We start from the raw sequence: 20879 nt of genomic DNA, 5'->3' as shown, positions 1-20879 counted from the left end.
TTCATAGTAAGTTTTTTCATAGCCAGCTTTTCATAATCAGCGCATGGCTAACGCATTTGGAATGCTGGCTGCCCCTGTGGCAGCCGAGAGCGTTAAGTATTGTGGCGGGCTAACTTTAGGTGTCAACCTGATTTAACTCAGCCGTTTGAACCAGCGCTTGATCCACCAGGGCTGCGCTAAGCAAGCCATGGTAGCGGCTTGCGAGCGTTAACCAGTCGCGCTGGGCTAGCCACTGTTTACGGGCTTGATGGCGCTCGTCACTCTGGGGGTCTGGTGCGTTCAACACGCGGGCAATACCTTCGGCGATATCATGACTGTCGAAACCTCTAGTTTGCCATACGATGTCTTTTACTTCGTCAAAGATCGGCGCAGGCGTAGTGAGGATATTGGGGCACGCCGCCACTGCTGTACGTACAGCGGCACTGCTGGACTCCTGAGTGTACTGGTACGGCAGTACCACTGCGCTGCACTCTGCCAGGTAGCGCTGGGCCTCTTCCAACGGCAGGAAGTCGGTAACCCACTCAATGTGGTTTTCTATGCCCAAGCGTTGGGCAGTACGCTGGCAGCGAGCTAACTCCTCTTGTGAGCTGGGCTCATCACGCACCGAGGTTACCAAGCGCAAGGTGGCACCTTCCGGCACCGCCTGCTGCTTACGCAGAGCAGCGAAAGCTTCAATTAGCGTATTTACACCTTTATGAGGTAGCAGGAAACCGAAGCTACCAATAATAGGCATCTGTCCGCCTGCAGAAGCCGGAGCGTATTGGCAGGCGTCTACCCCCTGGGGTAGCTGGGTAACATTGTCGGTTAGGCCAATACGCTTTAGATAGTTTAGATCATCTAGGGTATGGACAAACACGCGGTCAAAGGCCCCCAAAGTAGCGGCCACTGTGCGACGGCGCGCGATGTCGAAGTCGATCACTGGGCGAGTAGTGTGCAAGGTAATATATACCCGCTGGCCCTGGCGACGACATTGCTGTACTTGTTTTTGTAATGCACCATCCAGCTCATAAAAAGCGAAGTGGTGCTGTAGCCATACTACGCTGCCAGCTGCGCTTAAAAGCGTAGGGCTTTGGCCACGCTGCCAATTACGGCTTACATGTATCTGACCTTCCTGTTCGCTTGGTTTTGGCTGCCGACCTTTACTAAACTGCGGGGCAGAAATATCGCAGGCAAAAGCAGGATCGATTTCTCCCAGGGCGCTGACCAAGTGGGCGCTATATTGAGCAATGCCGCAGGGCTCATCCCAACTTGAGTACAGGCTTAATGAAAGCGGCGGCTGGGGCTGCCGGACTGCCGCCTGCAGGCGACCGAGGGCACCCAACACGGAATCCACTGCAGAGGGCGAGAAAAAGCGTGCCTGCATGGCATTGTGCAGCTCGCTGGCGTGCCCTGAGGCCCTTTCGCCGCCGTGGCGTAGTGTTTGTACGTATTGCTGCACCTGCTCTACAACGCTTGCCACACTAGGCTCTGCCCATACTGCTTGGCCTGCGCTAAAGTGTGATTGAGCATGGTCAAAACAGTAGTTTATCCAACTAGAGCATTGGGCCGGGGCAAAATCGGTATGAGCACCGTAGCCGGTGACGACCAGCAGACGGGAGAACTCTCCCGCTTCAATCGCAGGCATGTTGAGGCCTTCGCCCCGGGATGGGAGCACCACGATATCGGCCGCTTGGTAGAGCGCGGCCATTTGGGCGGCGTCAAAGTCTTCCATAATGATACGCAGGCGATCACGGTGCTGCTCGCTGACATATTGCTCTACCCACACATCTACTTGGTTGTGGGGATTAGGGAAAGTTTTTAAGGTTAGTGTCAGCTGAGGATCTTGAGATGCAAGCTGCTCAAAGGCTTGCAGCAGCACGTCTACGCCTTTACGCGGAAAGGCTGACGATACATGGAGCAAATTAACGGTTTGCTGCTGAGCGACACGTGCAAGATCACTTGCACTGCTCTGGGCAGCATGCGGATTAGCTACCAGCGGCAGCGCAATTACGTGAATAGGCAGTTTACAGCCACTGTCCATCAACACTTTCTTCACGAACCAAGCGGTGACGATTACCCCGGCGTAGTGCTGGTTCAGAGTGTCAATCATGTCGCTTGGCACCCAGGACTCTTCCCAGAAGAATAGTGCAACAGGCAGTCCAAGGCTCGGATCAGGCTTAATTAGCGGATAGTGGTGATAAAGCGCTATGCGCTGCTCCGGCGCCAACGCCTGCCATGAAGAGGCGTCAGTTAGCGCATTTAACCGAGCGATTTCTTGTTCGCCACCAGGGGTGCTGCGCACTTTGAGCTCTACGCTGCCTTCATGGGGGACTAACCACAGTAATGGAGCATACTCACTGGCATGAAGACGGTTTAGTAAGTGGCGGTTTACCGCGGCGAGGCTATAGCTACCATTTATATGACCTTCTAGGCGAATGCCTTTTGGCGCTGCTGACTGGTCGGCTAACGGCGTATCGCGGAGCGTTAGCGCTTCATGGCGAACGGCGGCGGTTACGTCGCCATCCATGTTTTGAAAATCCTCTTCGCGAAGCTGCCCCGCTCGGCTAAATAAGCCGTCGCTTGCGGCCATGCGCTTTAAAACTCGCATTTTCAGAGCAGGAAAGCGGTTAAGCACTTTAAGTGCCAGCCTTTTTAGCCAAGGTATTTGCGCAAGTCGGCGTAGCAGTTTCCCGAAAGACTGGGCGGTTCCCCGCTTCCAACCCATTACTTGCCGTAGCGGCAAAGTTATTCGCCATGAGCGACTCTGGAGCACGCTGTTAAGGTGGTGTTCCAAATGACCATTGTGTTGCTCTAGTAGCTGCTTTTCTTGAGTGATTTGCGCGTACTGCGCTTCTCTACTGGCCAATTGTTGTTGGCATCGCGTTAACTGCTCGGTTTGCTCTTCGATTTTAGCGGCCAGGGTTTCTAGTGTGCCTTGCTGTGTTTCAGTTAGTTTATCCAGATAGTCAAACCAAGGTGCGCTGGCTTCATCGGCGTGCTTGTGTGCGATCAGTGCGTAGTCCGGATAAGCTGATACCACCCAATCCAGGTAATGGCGCAGCGGTGCATTCTCTTCTGGTGGTTGAGGGCCATTGATACGCAAAATATTGGCTTTAGCGTAGCCGCTGTCAGTAGCCACAAAGTGCAGCAGCGGCGGCGGTAGCGGGTGTAGATGGGTGGGGTCAAGGTAGAAGCTCCACAGCCCAACGGTTAGGTTTTCGGGGTTGGGAGTTTCGAGAATTAGCACGCCACCTGGCACCAGCGCACGCTGCACTTCTTGAATCAACGTGACCAAGCTGTCAAAAGGGATATGCTCGGCAATGTGAAAGCCGGTTACCGCCGCCAGTGTGTTGTTTTCAGTTTGCTGCAAAGCCGTTAACGCGTCGTTCACTTCCACGTGCAAGCCGCTTGCATTACACGCCTGGGCCATGCTTTCGTTGGTATCAATGCCTTTAGCGGGCCAGCCGTTTTCTTGCATTAGCTCCAGCCACTCGCCACGGCCTGAGCCTAGGTCTACCACCAGTGCTTCGGGGTAGCGGGCCATAATGGGAGCCAGCAGTGGCATATACACTGTTAAGCGTTCTTTAATGGCGTCTTTTTCGCCGCGAAAGTGGTTGGTAAAACGGGTATAAAAATCCATTAAACTGACTCGTTAGATTCTGAACTTATCGCGGCTTGCCGCTCACACTCAATGGTGGGCATGATCCAACTGCTGCCCAAAAAGAAGTCTTTTTCCATGTTGACCATTTGGAACACCAGCGCGTGATCTACCCATTGATAGTTATGGGTTAAATGGGTGTCGCTGCTGTGTAGGGAAAGTGACACCGAATAACTACCGGGCCCGAGATTAGCGTTGAAGCGCATGCGGTAGGTGAGCGTTTCGCCAGCGCTCAGCTGCTGTTCGACTTGATGAGTGTGCCAAGTATTGGTACCAAACACATCCTGGCCAACTCGGTCTTTAAGCTTGTAGCCTATCACCAATTCTGGCAAGTCAGCGCGAATGGCAACGGTAATACGCAGTTCGACTTCCTGGCCAACATCGACAACATCCAGGGGATTGCCATTGGTAGCGTGCAGACTTATCTGTCTGATACTGGCTTCACCTGTACCTGAGCGGGTTTGAATTTGCCCGCTGTCCAGAGGGGTAATTTCTACCTTATCGTTCTCTTTTTTGGCAATAATGGCGTTATAGTAATCCATGATGTCTTGAGGCATGCCATCCTGCAGCACCCTCCCCTGCTCTAGCAATATAGCGCGGTCACACAGGCTCTGGATGGCCGCCTTGTCATGGGAAACAATCAACAGCGAGGTGCCTTGGCGCTGGAACTCGCGAATGCGGTCAAAACTTTTGTGCTGGAAATAGGCATCGCCAACTGACAGCGCCTCATCAACGATCAGAATTTCAGGGCGGAAGGCAGTAGCTACTGAGAAGGCAACGCGCATTTGCATGCCACTTGAGTAAACCCGCATGGGCTGGTCGAAGTACTCGCCTATTTCCGCAAAGGCTTCTATATCGCCCATCGCGGCGTCTACTTGGGCGTGGGTGAAACCCATCAACCCAGCCGAGTGCAGCACATTTTGCCTGCCGGTTAGCTCGCCATTAAAGCCCATGCCCAGCTCTAAAATAGCGGCTACGCGGCCATGAGTACGTATATATCCCTCAGAGGGGCGCAGCGTACCGGTAATCATCTTAAGCAGCGTGCTTTTACCCGCGCCATTTTGCCCCACGATGCCAACGGCTTCTCCTTGAGCAACATCAAAATTGATATCACGCAGTATCCACGTTTCATCATGGGGCTGAACAGGGCTGAACCAGCTAACGACACGCATTAGCTCATTGCGGTATCGGCGATAAGCTTTGCCTAGTTCACGTACTTCCAATAACGGCTTAGGGGTTACGTTGGTGGTGTGGTTCATAGTGCATCCACCATTTCCGGGCTGGCTTTTCGAAACAGCAGTGCGCTGAAAAACACTAACCCAGCGCCCAGTACCGTTAGCCCCACCAGGGCAATGAGTGGAGGTGCCTGACCATAGGCCAATACGTTGTGATAAGCACCTACCAAGTGAAAGAGGGGGTTAAAAGCCAAGACTGCCTGAAGTGAAGGCGGAACAATTTCAGCGGGATATACCACCGGGGTAAACCAAAAAAGAAACTGCAGCACAATAGGCATCAGTTGGCCGATATCGCGAATAAAGACGTTTAAAATGCCCAACATTAATCCTAAACCTAACGCCAGCAGTACGGTAATGCCAGTAAGTACTGGCACCCATAGCAGAGTACCGGGGGTAAAGTGGCCCAGCACGGCAAACACGACCAAGATCACTACAAATAAGGCAAGGTTATTGATCAAACATGACCCCGTAATGATCACCGGCAGCGCGATTTTGGGAAACACGAGTTTTTTCATTAGGTTGGCGTTTTCAATAAACACACCTAGACAGCGGTTAAGTATCTCGCTAAACAGGCTCCAGCCGAGCATCCCCGCCGTTAGGTAAATGGCGTAGGCATATTGGCTTTCGATACCAGGTAGTTTGGCAGACAGGACAGCAGAGAGAATTAGCGCGTAAATAAGTACCATTGAAAGCGGGTGAATTATCATCCAGGCACCGCCTATTCGGCTACGCGCAAAACGTGTCACCAGTTCGTGGCGAATCGATGTGGCAATAAACTGGCGATAGCGCCATGCCCCTTTTAGGGATTCCAGCATTCCGTTACCTTTTTTACGCGTTGTGAGCCATCGTTGATTCAAAGGGTGAGTATGGTAAGCCAAGCGGTTATGTGACACCACCGTTACTGGCAGCGCGGAGTGGGGTAAGTTCCCCCCTGCTTGCTTATCTTGCGGAGCCTGCTACTTGGAAAAAGCGAAGGTGTGAAGCTTGGCATGCACTTAGACAGGCGCCGCGGACGGAGTCAGTGGTGTGACTCACAGGCTAGCGGTTGCTTATGGCAGTAGAAAACTAAGGCGAATATCTATGGGGTATATTTTGCCCCTACCAGTCTAGGTGATGCTGATTTCGCGTAGCCATAGGGACTCGAAAAAATGGCAGTATCGACAATACGGCTATTTTATTAGAATACTCACTTTTCTGGACATTCGGTTTATTTTGAAGCTGACGAGAACACCCAAAAGCGCGACGCCATAAACACAAATAACGGTACCAGTAATACTGAAAGGCAAATGGCGGCAAAGGCCGAGCGAACCCCTATCGCAAGGAAGACCCACAGTAGGCTGTTGTTGATAACAAAGCCGCCTACTGTTACTACGAGGAAGCGCCACGGGCTTCCTTTCTGACGGAATGTGTAGCGAGAATGCCCCCAGAACGAGACCTGAAAAGCTACCAGAAAGGCGACGAGGTTGACCAAGAAAGGTGATCCCTCGGACCATACTTGTAGCACCCACCACGCCACGGTTAGGTGAACTAATGTCGCTAAGCCCCCTACTATACCAAAACGGAATAGCTGGTTTACTAGGCGGTAAATTTCAGGGCGTTTCCATTCAGTTTTCATTATCGGGCACCTCAGACTCAGCCACGATATATAAGGGCCGATCTTTGGTTTCGATGAACAATCGCCCCAGGTACTCACCAATAATACCGATGGACATCAGCTGCATGCCCCCTAAAAACATAACCCCTGCTGCTAAGGAGGCATAGCCTGGAACATCAGCCCCAAACATGAGAGTACGCAGCACGATATAGCCACCATAAAGGAAAGAAATCAGCGCAACGCCAACGCCTATGTATGACCATACCCGCAAAGGCCATGTAGAAAAGCTAACAATACCGTCTAGCGCGAAATTCCATAGTTTCCAGTAATTGAAACGGGTATCTCCAGCCACTCGGAGAGGCTGCTCATAGGTTAGCGCCTGAGTACGGAACCCAACCCAGGCATAAAGCCCCTTCATAAAACGGTTACGCTCAGGCAGGCGCTTCAACACCTCTACTACGCGCTTATCCAACAGCCGAAAGTCGCCACCTCCTTCTGGCAAACGAGTATGAGCCATCTTATTAAAGAAGCGATAAAACTGCCGTGAAGTCCACCGCTTCAATGGGGTTTCTTGATTTGACTCGTCACGCACGCCATAGACTATATCTATGCCTTGATCATGCCAAACTTCTACAAACTTAGGAATTGTTGATAACGGGTGCTGGAGATCTACATCCATCAAAACCACACCATGACCGGATGCGTGATCAATCCCTGCAGATAACGCAGCTTCCTTTCCGAAATTACGCGAGAAAGCAATATAGTGAACACACTCGAGCTCGTTCGCATACTGTCTCAGTAACGTCAGGCTGCCATCACTCGACCCATCGTCAACAATAATGACGTGGCTATCAAATGCCCATTCCTTGCGTGCCAACATAAACGCCTCTATAAACAAGGGTATCGAGGCTTCTTCATTGAATGCAGGCACGACTAAGGAAATTTTCTTCTCTATAATCGCTGAGGTACTTGTCTCATCATCCATTGATTTCCGAATCATTCTTTCTGCTCCACTAATTCCAACAACCTTAGCCCCAAGGCTAACGGCCGAGGATCACTGCTTTCGTTTGGATGCTCAAAGTTCCTTTGGTGCTCATAACTCAAACGTACTTCGACTTCTTGTTGCCCAACATGATCCGATAGCTGAATGCGGCGGCGGCAGCAATCCTTAGAGTTCTCTTCTGAGAAGGTCCAGTTTTGCTGCCATTCGTCATCTATCCAGACATCTACTTGTTGCTCGCTAACGGAAGGCCCTAAATATATATTGAATAAAATCTCTAATGCTGAAACGTTTGCTAGCGCTGGATCAGCAAGATCCAATATTAGACTTGATGAGGCTTCATCGCTCCAGACCCCCCAAGATTCAATTTGGGACCACCCTTCCCCTAGCGCTTCAGCGCCAATTCCTCGTAAATCACCCACTGATATGAACCCAGGATCCGAAATAGGCAGATGAAAAGGATCGCGTAGCATCGCCTGATCCACCGCTAGAGCAGCGCCACAGTGTCCTGATGAGCGCAAATGGTTCATATACTCTAACCAGTAAACCTGAGGATCAACATAAGGGTGAAATGATATCAACTCATGGGGGTCGATCATACTTTGGAGCTCTGAACGAACAACTGCTCCAGAGGGCATCTCACAAGCCAGCTCACTCGCAGCCTTCCACGGCATAGAGCGTTTCAACATATCATTGGCAACACGCTGGTTTGATACATGATTTAGCCCAGCCATCACAGCTAGCAACGTTGCTAGGATTGGAGCGATGGTACGCTTCGATGATCTTGTCAACAACAATCCGGCAATGCAATAGAGCAGCACACCGACCCCTAAAAACGATGAACGACTATCTAAATATCCGCAGCTATTTAACTCAAGACATAACTCCTGCTGACGTGAGGTCGCCGCTAAAGGGAAAGCCATATAAAGCATGATAAAAACTGTTACCAATATAGTTATTAGCGCCTTTTTTCGCCCCATAAACGGAAGGTGAGCAAGCAGATACCAAGCAATGGCAAACGTTATTAAGGACACCAGCGACGCTGCGGCCCAAGTCGCCGTTGCCATGTCTGACAGAGACAATCTATAGAAGGCTAGTCCAGATAAAACATGATAAACGGAAGTTAACAGGAAGCGTCTTGCATCGGGTAATGCATCAATGGTATTCCCTTCATACTGGGAGGGAAACGCTGTTTGAAACAATAAATAAACTGACAACACAAATACGACCAGAAGCACATCAGCCAAGAGCCTCGAGTAACGTACCGGCACCCCGAAAAGCTTGTGCTGAGCCTCTTTTGGTGAAGCTGCATTGTTTAAATGCTCTACTGCCATCAGTGCTGTAGCAAAAAGAATTACATATTCACTAAACAGCATCGCTATACTTTGTACTGCATATAGACCTACTAATAATGGCATTGCGACTTGATTGCGATTCCATAACCATAGGCGTATAGCTAATACAAGCAAGAAGGGTACGGTATTCTGCAATGGATATGCATTGGGCGGCATATGTTCGTATGCCAAAGGGTGAAGCGATAGCATGCTCAGCAGGATAAAAGCTGTAACGCGCCATGCACCGGCAGCTAGTAGCCTACTGGCATAGCAGGCGAATAAAACCATTACCCCAAAATAGCTCAACACCATTAGCACTCGGGCAATCCCATTGTCGGCCCAGTAAGCCCCAAAAGCATTTAACGGTGTCATGAAAAATTGCCCGACACGCCCTGTCAGGTAAGCAAACCCACGGGCGGCTTCCCAAACATGCCCACAACCACGCCACGCATACTGCAGGAACATGGCATCGTCATCGGTCAGCCGATAGCCCGCCGTAAAGTGAAATAACTGAATAATAAGTAGTAAGGCCAACACCGCACCAGTACCATATCCACTCGTCAAACCGGCAAGCCAGAATGGTCGACTCATTTTCTCTCCAAAGAGCATCCCTGTGCTTCATCCACACATCGACGGATACCGTCAAATACAACTAAGGCCACACCAATCTAGCCTTTAATATGTAGATTCAATGGTTGAACACGGCTGGTTAATTATCGAAGTTGAAGTATTTTTCTGATGCCAATAGCGTGCAACTATACACGAAGGTCAGCCTCACTAGAACGTTCAACCTCAACACATGGCGATTTCCTATCTGAGCTCTCAGTGCCTAGCGGCTGTGGTATGCTCTTGCGATTTAACCCGCCGTTGAGTGAGTGCCTTTGGCATGGTTTTTAGCACACCTGAATTTCTGTTGCTGTTCCTACCCATCGTTTGGTTGGTTTTTTGGGTACTAACAACCTATGCCCAACAGCGCCTATTGCCTAGTTGGTCTATATTGGGCTGGCTGGGGCTGGCGTCGTTTTTCTTCTATGGCGCATGGGATATCACGCTATTGCCACTTTTAGCGGGCAGCATTGTCGTCAACTATTGGCTGGCTGGTTACGTATGCAGACCAAGCCGGGCTTGGTTATGGATGGGTGTTGGTTTTAACCTAGCGATGCTGGGCTGGTTTAAGTATTCAATCTTTTTTCTTTCACTAGCCGACCTCCCACCTCAATCGTTTAGCCCGCTGGTGCTGCCACTGGGGATCTCTTTTTTTACCTTTCAGCAGATCGCTTTTTTGGTGGATGTGAGGCAGAAGGTCGTTCATCGAGGGCCGCTATCGCTTTACGGTGTATTTGTTAGCTTTTTCCCGCAGCTTATTGCGGGCCCTATTGTTCATTACCGCGATTTAGCCCCTCAGTTAGCGTATTTACAGCGGCCAAGTTCTTCAGCTGTGCGTTGTGGTTTGCTGTTACTAGCACTTGGGCTGGCTAAAAAGCTGATGGTTGCTGATAATCTGGCGCCCTATGTGGATCGCATTTATAGCTCGCCGGCGGACTCCTACGTCGCTGGTGATACGCTTATGGCGGGCTGGTCATATGGTTTACAGCTCTATTTTGATTTTTCAGGCTATGCAGATATGGCCATTGGCTTAGCACTGTTGTTCGGCATAAAGCTGCCTGAAAATTTTGCGTCACCCTATCAGGCAAGCGACATTCAAGCATTTTGGCGGCGCTGGCATATGACGCTATCGAATTTTCTTCGCGACTACTTGTATGTCCCCCTGGGGGGAAGCAAACACGGCTTACCCCGCCACTTATTTGCATTATTAACAACCATGCTGCTAGGCGGTCTTTGGCATGGTGCCGGCTGGCAGTTTTTGTTGTGGGGTGGTTTGCATGGGGCTTTATTGGCAGTAATGGTTGTGTGGCGGCAATTTAGCCTATTCCGTATGCCCAAAACTGCTGGCTGGTGTTTAACCTTTTTTGCTGTGATGCTGGCCTGGGTGCCCTTCCGAGCAACCAGCCTTGAGCACACATGGTCACTCTATTCAGGTCTAACAGTATGGCAGTGGGGGGGCCTTGGTGAGCTCGTTAACAACCTAAACCAAGGGATCATGTCATTACGCTCGCCAGGGCTATTAATACTCTTGGCAACGCTCATCGTGCTAGTAATGCCAAATAGCATGGCGTTAGCAAAGCGGCTGAACCAACCACGCCACTTTTTTTGGCAGGGTGCAGTCGTTGGCGGGGTATTTTTAGTGGTCATGAAAGCAATGCTAGACCTTCCTAGCCAGGCTTTTCTTTATTTCAATTTTTAGTTTTGCGCCATTCTGAAGGAACTTGATATGGTACGTTTTTTAACAGGAATGGCTGCAGGTGGTTTAGTCATTCTCATATTATGGGTAGTTTTTTGGGCTGGACAATTGGGGCGACCGCACCCTAATAATGAGTGGATTATTCAATCGATCAGCTATAAGCAGAAAATTGCTAATGAGTTGCTTTCTCCCAAAATCGTAGTGTTGGCTGGCTCTGGAGCCATGTTCGGGATTAACAGTACCTACCTGGAAGAAACCTATGGTCGCCCTGCTGTTAATCTCGGCGTCAATGCTGGCATCTCTCTACCCGTTATATTAAATAGCGCTGAGCATATTATTCAGTCAGGAGACTTAGTGCTTTTGCCGCTTGAATATCCGCTGTATAACCGAAAAGAAGCGGTTTCAAGTTCGCTGATACACTGGGCAAACAGCTACCCTAGAACCTTTTTACAGCTACCCCTCAAGCGCGCTCTTGAAGTATTTGCCAAGACATCCTTTAGCCGCATTTTAGAAGGCTATCGTGGGCTCCCAGAAGGATTCACCGTAAGCGGTGATTATGGTGTTCAGCACCAGGATGAGCATGGCGATCAAATAGGTACCGATAGAGCGCTGCGTGAAGAGCGGCATTGGAATTTTTTAAACTCTTTGCCTGCTGAAACTTACGGCAAGGCATTGCGAGAGGGTAGTTTTGATTGGGTGCGTCTTCGTCGCTTCCGCGATGAACTGCTTGCAAGGGGGGCGTGTCCAGTGTTCCTGCCTCCCCCCTTGTTGTTCAAACCAAGCTATGTGGCGTCGCCTACTGAAGCAGATTTTTATGAAACACTACCTTTTAAGGCCACTTCAGAGGGGCTTTTTTGGCTAGGTAGGCCTACAGAGGCTATGCGTGATGCCAATGCCTTTTTTGACACTAATTTTCACTTGGTGAATGAGGCACGCCTAGACTACACCAAACAGATAGTTGACTGGCTGGGCAACCAGCCCATGGAACAGTGCAAACAGTATTATCAAGGTCTAACTACTCGCTAGTTAGGAAAGTACTTTTTAACCAGTGACTGAATAGCTTTAGTGAAGTTCGCTGTGGTAAACCGCTCTGCATTTTTTCTACATACTTCAGGCGAGAAGGTCGTTTCATTCTGGTGCATATGAATCTCAAATTGCTCGACACCTTCAACGAGTGCGCTGCTGCTCTGATCTCCAATCCATAAGCCCGAGACGTTGTTCAGTATTGTTTCTGCCAAACCACCAACACCATAACCAATCACAGGCGCACCTGCTGCCTGTGCTTCTACCGGCAGAATACCAAAGTCTTCTTCTGCCATAAATATAAACGCCTGAGTGCGCTCTAGGTGGTCAATTAATACCTTGTCAGACTGATACCCCATTAGCGTCACATTCGGGCCCGCCAATAGGGCCAACTTGGCATAATCGGGGCCATCACCAATAACGATAAGCTGCTTGTCAGGCATCTTATTGAAGGCTTCTATCACTAGATCAATCCGCTTATAGGGCACCATTCGCGAGGCGGTTAGGTAAAATTTTTCTCTGGGCCGGTCATAACAAAATTTATTCACATCCACCGGTGGATAAATCACCTCGGCTTCGCGTCGGTAACACGTTTCAATACGCCGCTTTATATAGTTTGAAATAGCGATAAAGTGGTCGACACGCTGCGCGCTAATGTAATCCCACTGGCGTAGCCGATGTAGCTGCCAACGCATTAACCAGCTCATCACACCCTTCTCTTTTCCTGACTGGCGCAAGTACTGGTGCTGCATGTCCCAGGCGTAACGCATGGGACTGTAGCAATAACAGATATGAACGGCACCGGGATCAGAGATCACGCCTTTTGCTACCGCATGACTACTAGACAGAATCAGGTCGAAACCTTTGAGATCGAATTGCTCTACCGCTAATGGCATCAGCGGCAAATACTGCCTATAGCGTGTTCGTGCCCAGGGCATGCGCTGAATAAAACTGGTGTGAATCACATGACGATTAAGTGCAGGTATAGCCCCCTCTTCAAGAAAATTAACGGTAGTAAATATTTCAGCCTGAGGGAAGCAGTTGAGCAACTCAGCCAGCGCTTTTTCGGCGCCCGCCCAGGTGGTCAGCCAGTCGTGGACAATGGCGACTTTCATTACAGCATTTTGCTCCTATTTGTAACCACGTTCTTTTCTCGCCTGCACTTATTCTCGGCCGTATTTGTCGTTATAACGGACGATGTCGTCTTCCCCAAGGTAAGAGCCAGTTTGCACTTCAATTAGCTTGAGAGGGATCACACCTGGGTTTTCAAGGCGGTGCACAGTCCCTAGTGGGATATAGGTTGACTCATCTTCTGACAGCAAAAAGCTACGCAGCTTCGATATATCACCATGACCTTCGCCCTGGGTAACCTGCGCGGTGCCTTGCACAACTACCCAATGCTCCGCGCGATGGTGGTGCATTTGCAAAGATAGCTTGCCACCTGGGTTAACGACTATTTCTTTAACTTGGAAGCTATCCGTTAATACCATGGTGCGGTAATGCCCCCATGGGCGGTAAACCTGCTGATGCGACTGGAACTCTTTACGACCTGCTGTTTTTAGAGCATTAACAATTAGCTTGGTGTCTTGGGCTTGATGGCGGTCGGCTACTAAGACTGCGTCATCGGTTTCGACGATGATCAGGTCTTTAACGCCTACCGCCGCGACTAGACGAGAGTCGCTATAAACTAAGCTGTCACGAGTTTCATGCAGCATCACGTCGCCATGGACAACATTACCGCTTTTTTTGTCTTCACTGGAACGCAGTTCGTGAAGCGCATCCCAGGCACCGATGTCGCTCCAACCAGGTGACATGGGGACAACGGCAGCCTGTTTAGTATGCTCCATCACTGCATAGTCAATGGACTCGCTTCTGCACTGCACAAACGATGCCTCTTCTATACGCAAAAAATCCATGTCCTCAGTGCGCGCTTGGTAGGCAGCTTCGCAGCACGTCAAAATATCAGGCGCATATTGTTTTAACGCATCTAAGTAGCTGCTTGCTTTAAACAAAAATATGCCACTATTCCAGAGGTATTCACCGCTTTTTATATAGCTTTCAGCCGCAGTTAAATCAGGCTTCTCGACAAATGCTTCAACGGAAAAACCTTCACTCAGCGCTGAACCTTGCTTTATATAGCCGTAACCTGTGTGGGGTGAAGCAGGTGTGATACCAAACGTCACTAGTTTGCCTTTTTGACTAAGTGTTTGCCCCTTTTCTACCGCACTTGCAAATGCCTTGGCATCTTTAATAACGTGGTCAGCAGGCATTACCAACAATTCGGCTTCTACGTTCACTTCGATTGCGGCTAACGCGGCAATCGCCAATGCAGGTGCAGTGTTCCTACCGCAAGGCTCTAGTATAATTTGGCTGTCTTTGAAGCCGATCTGCTGCATTTGTTCGGCTACTAAAAAGCGGTGCTCTTCATTGCATACAATAATAGGGTCGCCTGCATTGGCGACATCCTGCAGACGCAGCGCGGCCTCTTGCAGCAAACTGACATCGTCTTTATGTAGATTCAAAAATTGCTTAGGGTAATGCTCGCGAGATACTGGCCATAGACGTGAACCTGACCCACCTGACAAAATTACGGGTAAAATCATATATCCTCCTTGAGATAAGCTATCTAATTAGCTTTCGCTATCCCACCTTAAAATTTTACTACTTAATTATTACTTAGCTACCATTAAGCACTGGTTCATTTATTAACTATCCAACCAACGCAAGCAGTAATAATAACACTCTTATTTATTAAGGCTGACCGTTAACAAAACCCTTGGTTAACGTCATCGTCAGTATTTTCAAGTCAAAACCTAGCGACCATCGTTCGATATAATATAGATCGTACTCTACACGCTTCTCCATAAGCTTTACATCATCGGTAATGCCTCGCAGGCCATTTACTTGAGCCCAACCTGTCATTCCAGGCTTTACACGGTGCCGTTGCATATAGATATCAATATGATCTTTATAGTGGTCGTTATGATCCATGGCATGAGGCCTCGGCCCAACCAGCGACATACGACCTTGAAGCACGTTATATAATTGGGGTAACTCATCCAAGCTAGTACGTCGCAGAAAACGCCCCAGCGGTGTTACCCGCTCATCGCAATGTGATGCCTGTTTGGTTTGGCCACTGTCATGTAAAAGCATTGTTCTAAATTTGTAAATCCTGAAACGCTTACCATCCAGACCATGACGCTCTTGCTTAAAAAGTATTGGGCTACCCATACTCAACTTGATCGCGATGGCCACAACTAACATTACAGGAACAAAAAATACGAAAAGTGCTAGCCCTAGCACACGATCTTCCAAGGCTTTAATTAGGCGCATGGGCCCATTGAGAGGCGTATAATTTAGCTCTAATGAGTAAAGACCTGCCACCTGCGCAATACGATGATTCAGAAAGCGTATATCCGGCAGATCAGGAAAAAAACGGATACTAGAAGGAATTCCAGCAAGCAAGCGCATCAAGTGACGCACACGGTTGCCTTGAACCAAGGGGTAGCCTAACCATATTTCGTCAAAGTTACGCTGAAATATATTTTTTTTAGCGAAAACAGCCATTCTATGAAAAAATGTAGCATCATCTTCATCCACATAATGCCCTACCACCACGTAACCTGCGTGGGGCGTTTCAATGATTTTTTTTTCTAACAAGGCAATATTTTCTTTTTTACCTATCAGGAGCACACGTTTTAAATTGTGTCCCTGAGCTCGCAGGCGTCTTAAATATCCGTATAACAAAGCACGCATAATACTGCCTACTGCTAACACCGATAATGCAGAAACACCCATCCACAATCGGGAAAAACTCTGTGTTCCTTGTATAGCTACCAGTAGTAGGCTAAGCAGACCTATGGTGGCGATCCAGGTAGCAAGATAAATACCGAGCATAGTGTAAAGACTACGCCCACGCCATGGTTGGTAAAGTCCAAGTAGCTCACCTACTGCGGGTAGCAGTAGGCTGCCAATAAGTATTAAGAAAAGATAGTCGTTGCCATCTGGGGCGATATCAGGCATTAGCCATAGAGCAAATAAAGCGACTAGCGTGGCTATACCCGCGTCGAAACAACGCATAGCTCGTCGCAACCACTCGCTACCTTGACTTGTTTTTATAACGGCCATAGTTGTTGACTACTGCGCTACCTGCGATGACGTGGACAACGAAGCCAATAACGCCATAATGCGGTTTAAGTCGTCGCTCTCTAAGCTTCCCACTGCGCCATGGAGAGATAACATATCCAAAGCGTAGTTGCCGACGGTATCTACATACTGTATACGCTGGTCATAGAGGCTTGCTCGGGCATCTAGCACATCCACCAAGTCTCGCAACCCCAATTGTTCGCCTTTTTCTGCAGCTTCTAAAAATAACTGGCTAGAGGAAATGGCTTGGTTCAATGCTTCGAGGCGGCGCTCGCCTCCACTTAACGCTCTGATCCGCTGGCGAACCTCTTGGATAGCGAGGTTGCGCTCATTGTCCAAAGCAGCTTGGCCCGCTTCGATACGTTTTTCGCCTTGACGAACACTGGCGTTAGTATAACCACCCCGATAGATTGGCACACTAACCTCTACATTGGCGCGGTAGTCTTCGCTTTCACGAAGATAATCTTCACTTTGTCTATCAGAATAACTAAGTGTTAAGTTTACTTCAGGATAATAACCGGAGCGTCTAACGCTAGTATTCTCTTGCGTAACATGCTGTTCTTCTTGGGCAAGCAATACTTTTAGATTTTGTCCGGTGCGTGATATCCACTCATCAGGACTACCTATATCGCCATTAAGGGTGACGGAGGTCAACTCTCCGGGCGCAGTACCTTCAAACCGAGGCGTGACACCGGTCATACGCTCTAGCTGGCTAAGCGCATTGTCTAACTCATTTTCAGCTTCAACCGCATCGGATACTGCTTGATCGTATCTTGATTGGGCTTCAAGCAAGTCGACCCGGTTACCAACGCCCAGATCAAATGCACGACTCGCTTGGCGTACCTGTAGTTCAAGAGAGGCTTGTTGAGATTCTAAGAGCCCTAAACGCTGGGAGGCTAAATAAGCTTTTATATAGGCTTCGCTGACCTGCAACGCCAATTCTTGCTCAACGACGGCAAGCTGTAATTCGGCAGCACTTACCTGAGCGTTAGCAACATCCATCTTACGCCAACGTTCGAGGCTAAACAGAGGTTGCTGAAGCTGAACCTGGTAATAGGTTTCATCGATTTCAGCAGGGCGCGGCGCATCCCCTGTCAAATTCAACTCATCAACCGTTTGAGAATTCGATGAGTCCTGCCATAAATAACCTCCTGAGGCACTAACTTGTGGCAGTAGTTGCGAGCGCGCCATCGGCACTTCTTCCCGGGTGGCATCAAGCTCGTAGCGCTGGCGCGACAAATCTGCATCATGGCGTAGAGCCCTGGAAAAGAGATCAGGCAATGAGGGTAGCGCTTGGGACGTTGACTCACTATTGGCAAGCGCCTCTAGTTCGCTAAGGGCTTGCTGGTCAGCAGGCACATCATTCTGTGCTAATGCAGATTGACTTAATAGCGTAATAGTAAGTGCAAGCACACTTATGGCAAAACGTGGCGTCCGTGTCATTAATCCTCCCGGATAGCGCGCGATAGCATGTCAGTAACCGGTTTGGCGATGTAACTAGCAAAAGTCCGCTCACCGGTACGAATCATGACTTCAGCAGGCATCCCCGAAAGCAGGTGCATTTGCTCAGTCATATCTTCTTTTCCTTCGTCAGTTACCCGAATACGCGTTTTGTAGTACCGCTGACCGGTCGCCTCATCTTCGAAACTGTCGGCGCTAATGTGAATAATTTCACCATCGATTATATTAGTTAAACGCTGATTAAAGGCGGAAAACCGAATTTCAGCAAGCTGACCTATGAACAGGTTATCGATATCGCGATTCGGCACACGAGCTTCTACCACAAAACCATCATCAGAAGGCACGACTTCCATAATGGGGTCACCTGGGCGAACTACCGCGCCAATAGTATGCACCTGGCGGCCAACAACGGTGCCTGAAACAGGGGCACTCACCACGGTGCGATTTACTTGGTCGGTCAACGAGGTGATTTTCTCCTCCGCTTCTGCTATTTGCGCTTGAGCACTGCGTAGTTGCTCACCTACTTCAGCCTGAAACTCCTGCTGAGTAATCTCTTTTTGCATACGGTTTTCGCTAATTTGCGAACGTAATTGAGCAATATTAGATTGGAACTCCGCATTATCGCCTTGGTATTGCAGCATTTGTCGTTCTAGTTCACGCAGCCGTTGGTTGTCGCCTAGCCCTTCGCGGTACAGCGAACGAAAGTCTTCTGCTTCTGACCGCAATGAACTAATACGCTGGTTATTGACTCGTTCTCGCGCCTCTAGACCTTCAATCTGCTCCTGCATTTGGATGATCTGCTGATCCATCGCGTTCAAGGTACCTTGCAACGACTGGCGACGCGCGTGGAACAAGCTTTGTTGAACGGCTGTTACCTGCTGAATTCTTTCATCATCTACCGACATTAGCTCTTCTGGCATATCGAGCGACTCGGCTCCTTGCTGTTCAGCGAGTAGCCGCACTTCCATAGCACGATTGATATAGTATTGGGATTGGGCAATTTCCAACTGCGAGCGCACTTGAGTGTCGCTCAGTATAACCAGCGGCTGTCCTGCTTCTACTTTATCGCCATCCTGCACTAATAGCTCTTTAACAATACCGCCTTCCAGATGCTGAACCGTGCGTTTAAAAGACTCCATAGACACGTTGCCGGGGGCTACCACAGCCACCGCCAATGACGCGGTTACAGACCATAATACAAATCCACCCAGTGCTATGATCAAAATAGCGTAACCGAGCTTACGATAGCCTTTATCACTGGTTGGGAGCTTTTCTTGCGCCTCGCCATCAATAGTGGCGGAACCTTTTGGTGTTACATCGATTTCTTGTTTGGCTGGGAGATGATCATTGCGGTTGCTCATATTACGATTCCTCACTACCACGACCACCTGAAATGGCGGAGAGGCGAGCTGAACTCTGTTGGCCTACTTGAGGGCGTGGCTTTTTAGCAAACTGGGCAAGCACTTGGTCACGAGGACCAAACATGCTTACTTGGCCTTCTTTCATCACCAAAAGCTTGTCCATTGTTTTTAATACGCTAGTGCGATGGCTTATTACAAATAGCGTTGTACCTTCTGCTTTTAATTGAGCAATGGCTTGGCTTAGTGCTCGTTCACCAGCGTCATCAAGATTAGCATTTGGTTCGTCCAACACTACTAACACTGGGTTACCGTATAAGGCTCGTGCTAATCCTAAGCGCTGACGCTGCCCACCAGAGAGCGCACCGCTATTTGATGCAATGATTGTGTCGTACCCGTCTGACAGTTCCAATACCATTTCATGTACGCCTGCCTTTTTGGCGGCTGTTACGACTTTCTCTGGATTGACACTCCCAAACCGGGCAATGTTTTCGCTGATGCTGCCATCAAACAATTCGATATCTTGAGGTAAATAACCAAGATAGGGGCCTAGTTCGTCACGGTTATATTGATTAATTGCCCCGCCATCAAGCCTCACATCGCCTACCTGTGTGGGCCATATTCCTAACAGCACACGGGCAAGCGTTGATTTACCTGCCGCACTAGGACCGATAATGCCAACATGCTCACCTTTAGCGACACTAAAATTAATGCCTCGGATGGTGGCCATACGCGTACCTGGAGGAGCAGCAGCTACGTTTTCGATATCAACAATACCTTGAGGCGCAGGCAGCGACATGTGGGGTTGTTCGTCTGGAATTTGTGTTAGCAGCTCGTTTAATCGGCCATAGGCACCACGCGCCGATACAAAGCCTTTCCAGCCACCTATCATTTGATCAATAGGCGCCAGCGCACGCCCCATAAGGATAGAGCCGGCGATCATCATGCCGGGAGTCATTTCGCCCCTGAGTACTAAGAGCGCACCTAGACCAAGAATTAATGACTGGAACAACAAGCGCATCACTTTAGATGTATTCGTTAACGCACCTGCTCGGTCGCTCGCTTGCGACTGCTTAGCTAGGAATTCGTGATGACGCTTCGACCAGCGCCCCATAATGCCAGGCAGCATACCCATGGCATGCAGTACTTCGGCGTTACGTAAATTAGAGTTGGCTAGGTTTTGCGCTTGTATCTGCTCATTATTCGCTTCAGCAAGCAATGACTTAGTAGACTTCTCATTAGCAACTGCTAGCGCAAATAAAATAATACCCGCACAGGTAGCAAACACCCCGAGCCAAGGATGGAAAACAAACAGAATACCTAGGTAAACCGGCACCCAGGGGGCGTCAAAAAAGGCAAACAGGCCATTTCCTGTAAGGAATTGCCGCAAGCTGGTCAGATCATTAAGTGGTTGGGCACTTTGGCTGCCGGGAGACATTATGCTTCGACGGAACATGGCGCTATAGAGACGCTGGTTAATAGTGGTATCTAGGCGGTTGCCAATCCTCACCAACATTCTCGAACGTACCAGTTCAAGCCCTCCCATCACCATAAATAGAAATACGACGACGAGCGTCAACATTATGAGGGTATCAAGACTTTGCGTGGTGAGTACGCGGTCGTACACCTGGAGCATATACATGGGGGGAACTAGCATCAGCAAATTGACGAACATGCTAAAAAAGCCCACCGATACAAACGAACCCTTACAAGCGCTTAATGCTCGCTGCAGATCCGTTGCTTCCTGTTGCTTTGCCATGGAGGGATCACCGTTGAATCAAAGAAGTCA

At 49.3% G+C, this 20879-nt stretch carries 14 protein-coding genes; 2 read left to right on the top strand and 12 right to left on the bottom strand.

What is annotated here, in order from left to right; all coding sequences use genetic code 11:
- Window positions 1–115 precede the first annotated feature (115 nt).
- The 6 genes from J7J49_RS06695 to J7J49_RS06670 all read right to left on the bottom strand — a co-directional run bounded on the left by J7J49_RS06695 (window position 116) and on the right by J7J49_RS06670 (window position 9391).
- Window positions 116–3619 carry a glycosyltransferase gene (locus J7J49_RS06695; protein ID WP_215091213.1) on the bottom strand — a complete coding sequence of 1168 codons (3504 nt, stop codon included), beginning with the start codon at window positions 3617–3619 and terminating at the stop codon, window positions 116–118.
- Window positions 3619–4896, bottom strand: a complete 1278-nt coding sequence (locus tag J7J49_RS06690) for an ABC transporter ATP-binding protein (RefSeq protein WP_215091211.1) — start codon at window positions 4894–4896, stop codon at window positions 3619–3621. Before J7J49_RS06690 ends, J7J49_RS06695 begins: the two co-directional genes overlap by 1 nt.
- Complete coding sequence (locus tag J7J49_RS06685) at window positions 4893–5687, bottom strand: ABC transporter permease (protein WP_215091209.1); 795 nt, start codon at window positions 5685–5687, stop codon at window positions 4893–4895. Before J7J49_RS06685 ends, J7J49_RS06690 begins: the two co-directional genes overlap by 4 nt.
- Window positions 5688–6079: 392 nt before the next feature.
- Window positions 6080–6487, bottom strand: a complete 408-nt coding sequence (locus J7J49_RS06680) for a GtrA family protein (RefSeq protein WP_215091206.1) — start codon at window positions 6485–6487, stop codon at window positions 6080–6082.
- Window positions 6477–7466, bottom strand: a complete 990-nt coding sequence (locus J7J49_RS06675) for a glycosyltransferase family 2 protein (RefSeq protein WP_215091204.1) — start codon at window positions 7464–7466, stop codon at window positions 6477–6479. The genes J7J49_RS06680 and J7J49_RS06675 overlap by 11 nt, the downstream gene beginning before the upstream one ends.
- Window positions 7463–9391, bottom strand: a complete 1929-nt coding sequence (locus J7J49_RS06670; RefSeq protein WP_215091202.1) for a hypothetical protein — start codon at window positions 9389–9391, stop codon at window positions 7463–7465. Before J7J49_RS06670 ends, J7J49_RS06675 begins: the two co-directional genes overlap by 4 nt.
- A 295-nt stretch (window positions 9392–9686) precedes the next feature.
- On the opposite strand from J7J49_RS06670, the gene J7J49_RS06665 reads away from it, so the two are divergent.
- Window positions 9687–11105 carry an MBOAT family O-acyltransferase gene (locus J7J49_RS06665; protein ID WP_215091200.1) on the top strand — a complete coding sequence of 473 codons (1419 nt, stop codon included), beginning with the start codon at window positions 9687–9689 and terminating at the stop codon, window positions 11103–11105.
- A 27-nt stretch (window positions 11106–11132) separates the two neighbouring features.
- A complete protein-coding gene (locus J7J49_RS06660; RefSeq protein WP_215091198.1) occupies window positions 11133–12128 on the top strand; it encodes a hypothetical protein in 996 nt (331 codons plus the stop codon).
- Here J7J49_RS06660 and J7J49_RS06655 read toward each other — a convergent pair.
- From J7J49_RS06655 to J7J49_RS06630, 6 genes are all read right to left on the bottom strand, one after another.
- A complete protein-coding gene (locus J7J49_RS06655; protein ID WP_215091196.1) occupies window positions 12125–13240 on the bottom strand; it encodes a glycosyltransferase family 4 protein in 1116 nt (371 codons plus the stop codon). The genes J7J49_RS06660 and J7J49_RS06655 overlap by 4 nt on opposite strands.
- Before the next feature lie 48 nt (window positions 13241–13288).
- A complete protein-coding gene (locus J7J49_RS06650; RefSeq protein ID WP_215091194.1) occupies window positions 13289–14728 on the bottom strand; it encodes a mannose-1-phosphate guanylyltransferase/mannose-6-phosphate isomerase in 1440 nt (479 codons plus the stop codon).
- Window positions 14729–14876: 148 nt separating this feature from the next.
- Window positions 14877–16205, bottom strand: a complete 1329-nt coding sequence (locus J7J49_RS06645) for an undecaprenyl-phosphate glucose phosphotransferase (protein ID WP_215091192.1) — start codon at window positions 16203–16205, stop codon at window positions 14877–14879.
- A 57-nt stretch (window positions 16206–16262) separates the two neighbouring features.
- Window positions 16263–17714, bottom strand: coding sequence for a TolC family outer membrane protein (locus J7J49_RS06640; protein ID WP_215091190.1), 1452 nt, complete (start codon window positions 17712–17714; stop codon window positions 16263–16265).
- Window positions 17714–19093: an HlyD family type I secretion periplasmic adaptor subunit gene (locus J7J49_RS06635; protein WP_215091188.1), complete on the bottom strand. Its 1380-nt coding sequence runs from the start codon at window positions 19091–19093 to the stop codon at window positions 17714–17716. Before J7J49_RS06635 ends, J7J49_RS06640 begins: the two co-directional genes overlap by 1 nt.
- Window position 19094: 1 nt before the next feature.
- A complete protein-coding gene (locus J7J49_RS06630) occupies window positions 19095–20849 on the bottom strand; it encodes a type I secretion system permease/ATPase (protein ID WP_215091186.1) in 1755 nt (584 codons plus the stop codon).
- Window positions 20850–20879 lie beyond the last annotated feature (30 nt).

This window comes from Halomonas sp. ISL-56, assembly GCF_018612805.1.
Lineage (GTDB): Bacteria > Pseudomonadota > Gammaproteobacteria > Pseudomonadales > Halomonadaceae > Vreelandella.
The sequence above is the reverse complement of the archived record's forward strand: the minus strand, read 5'-3'. Positions and strand labels throughout refer to the sequence as shown.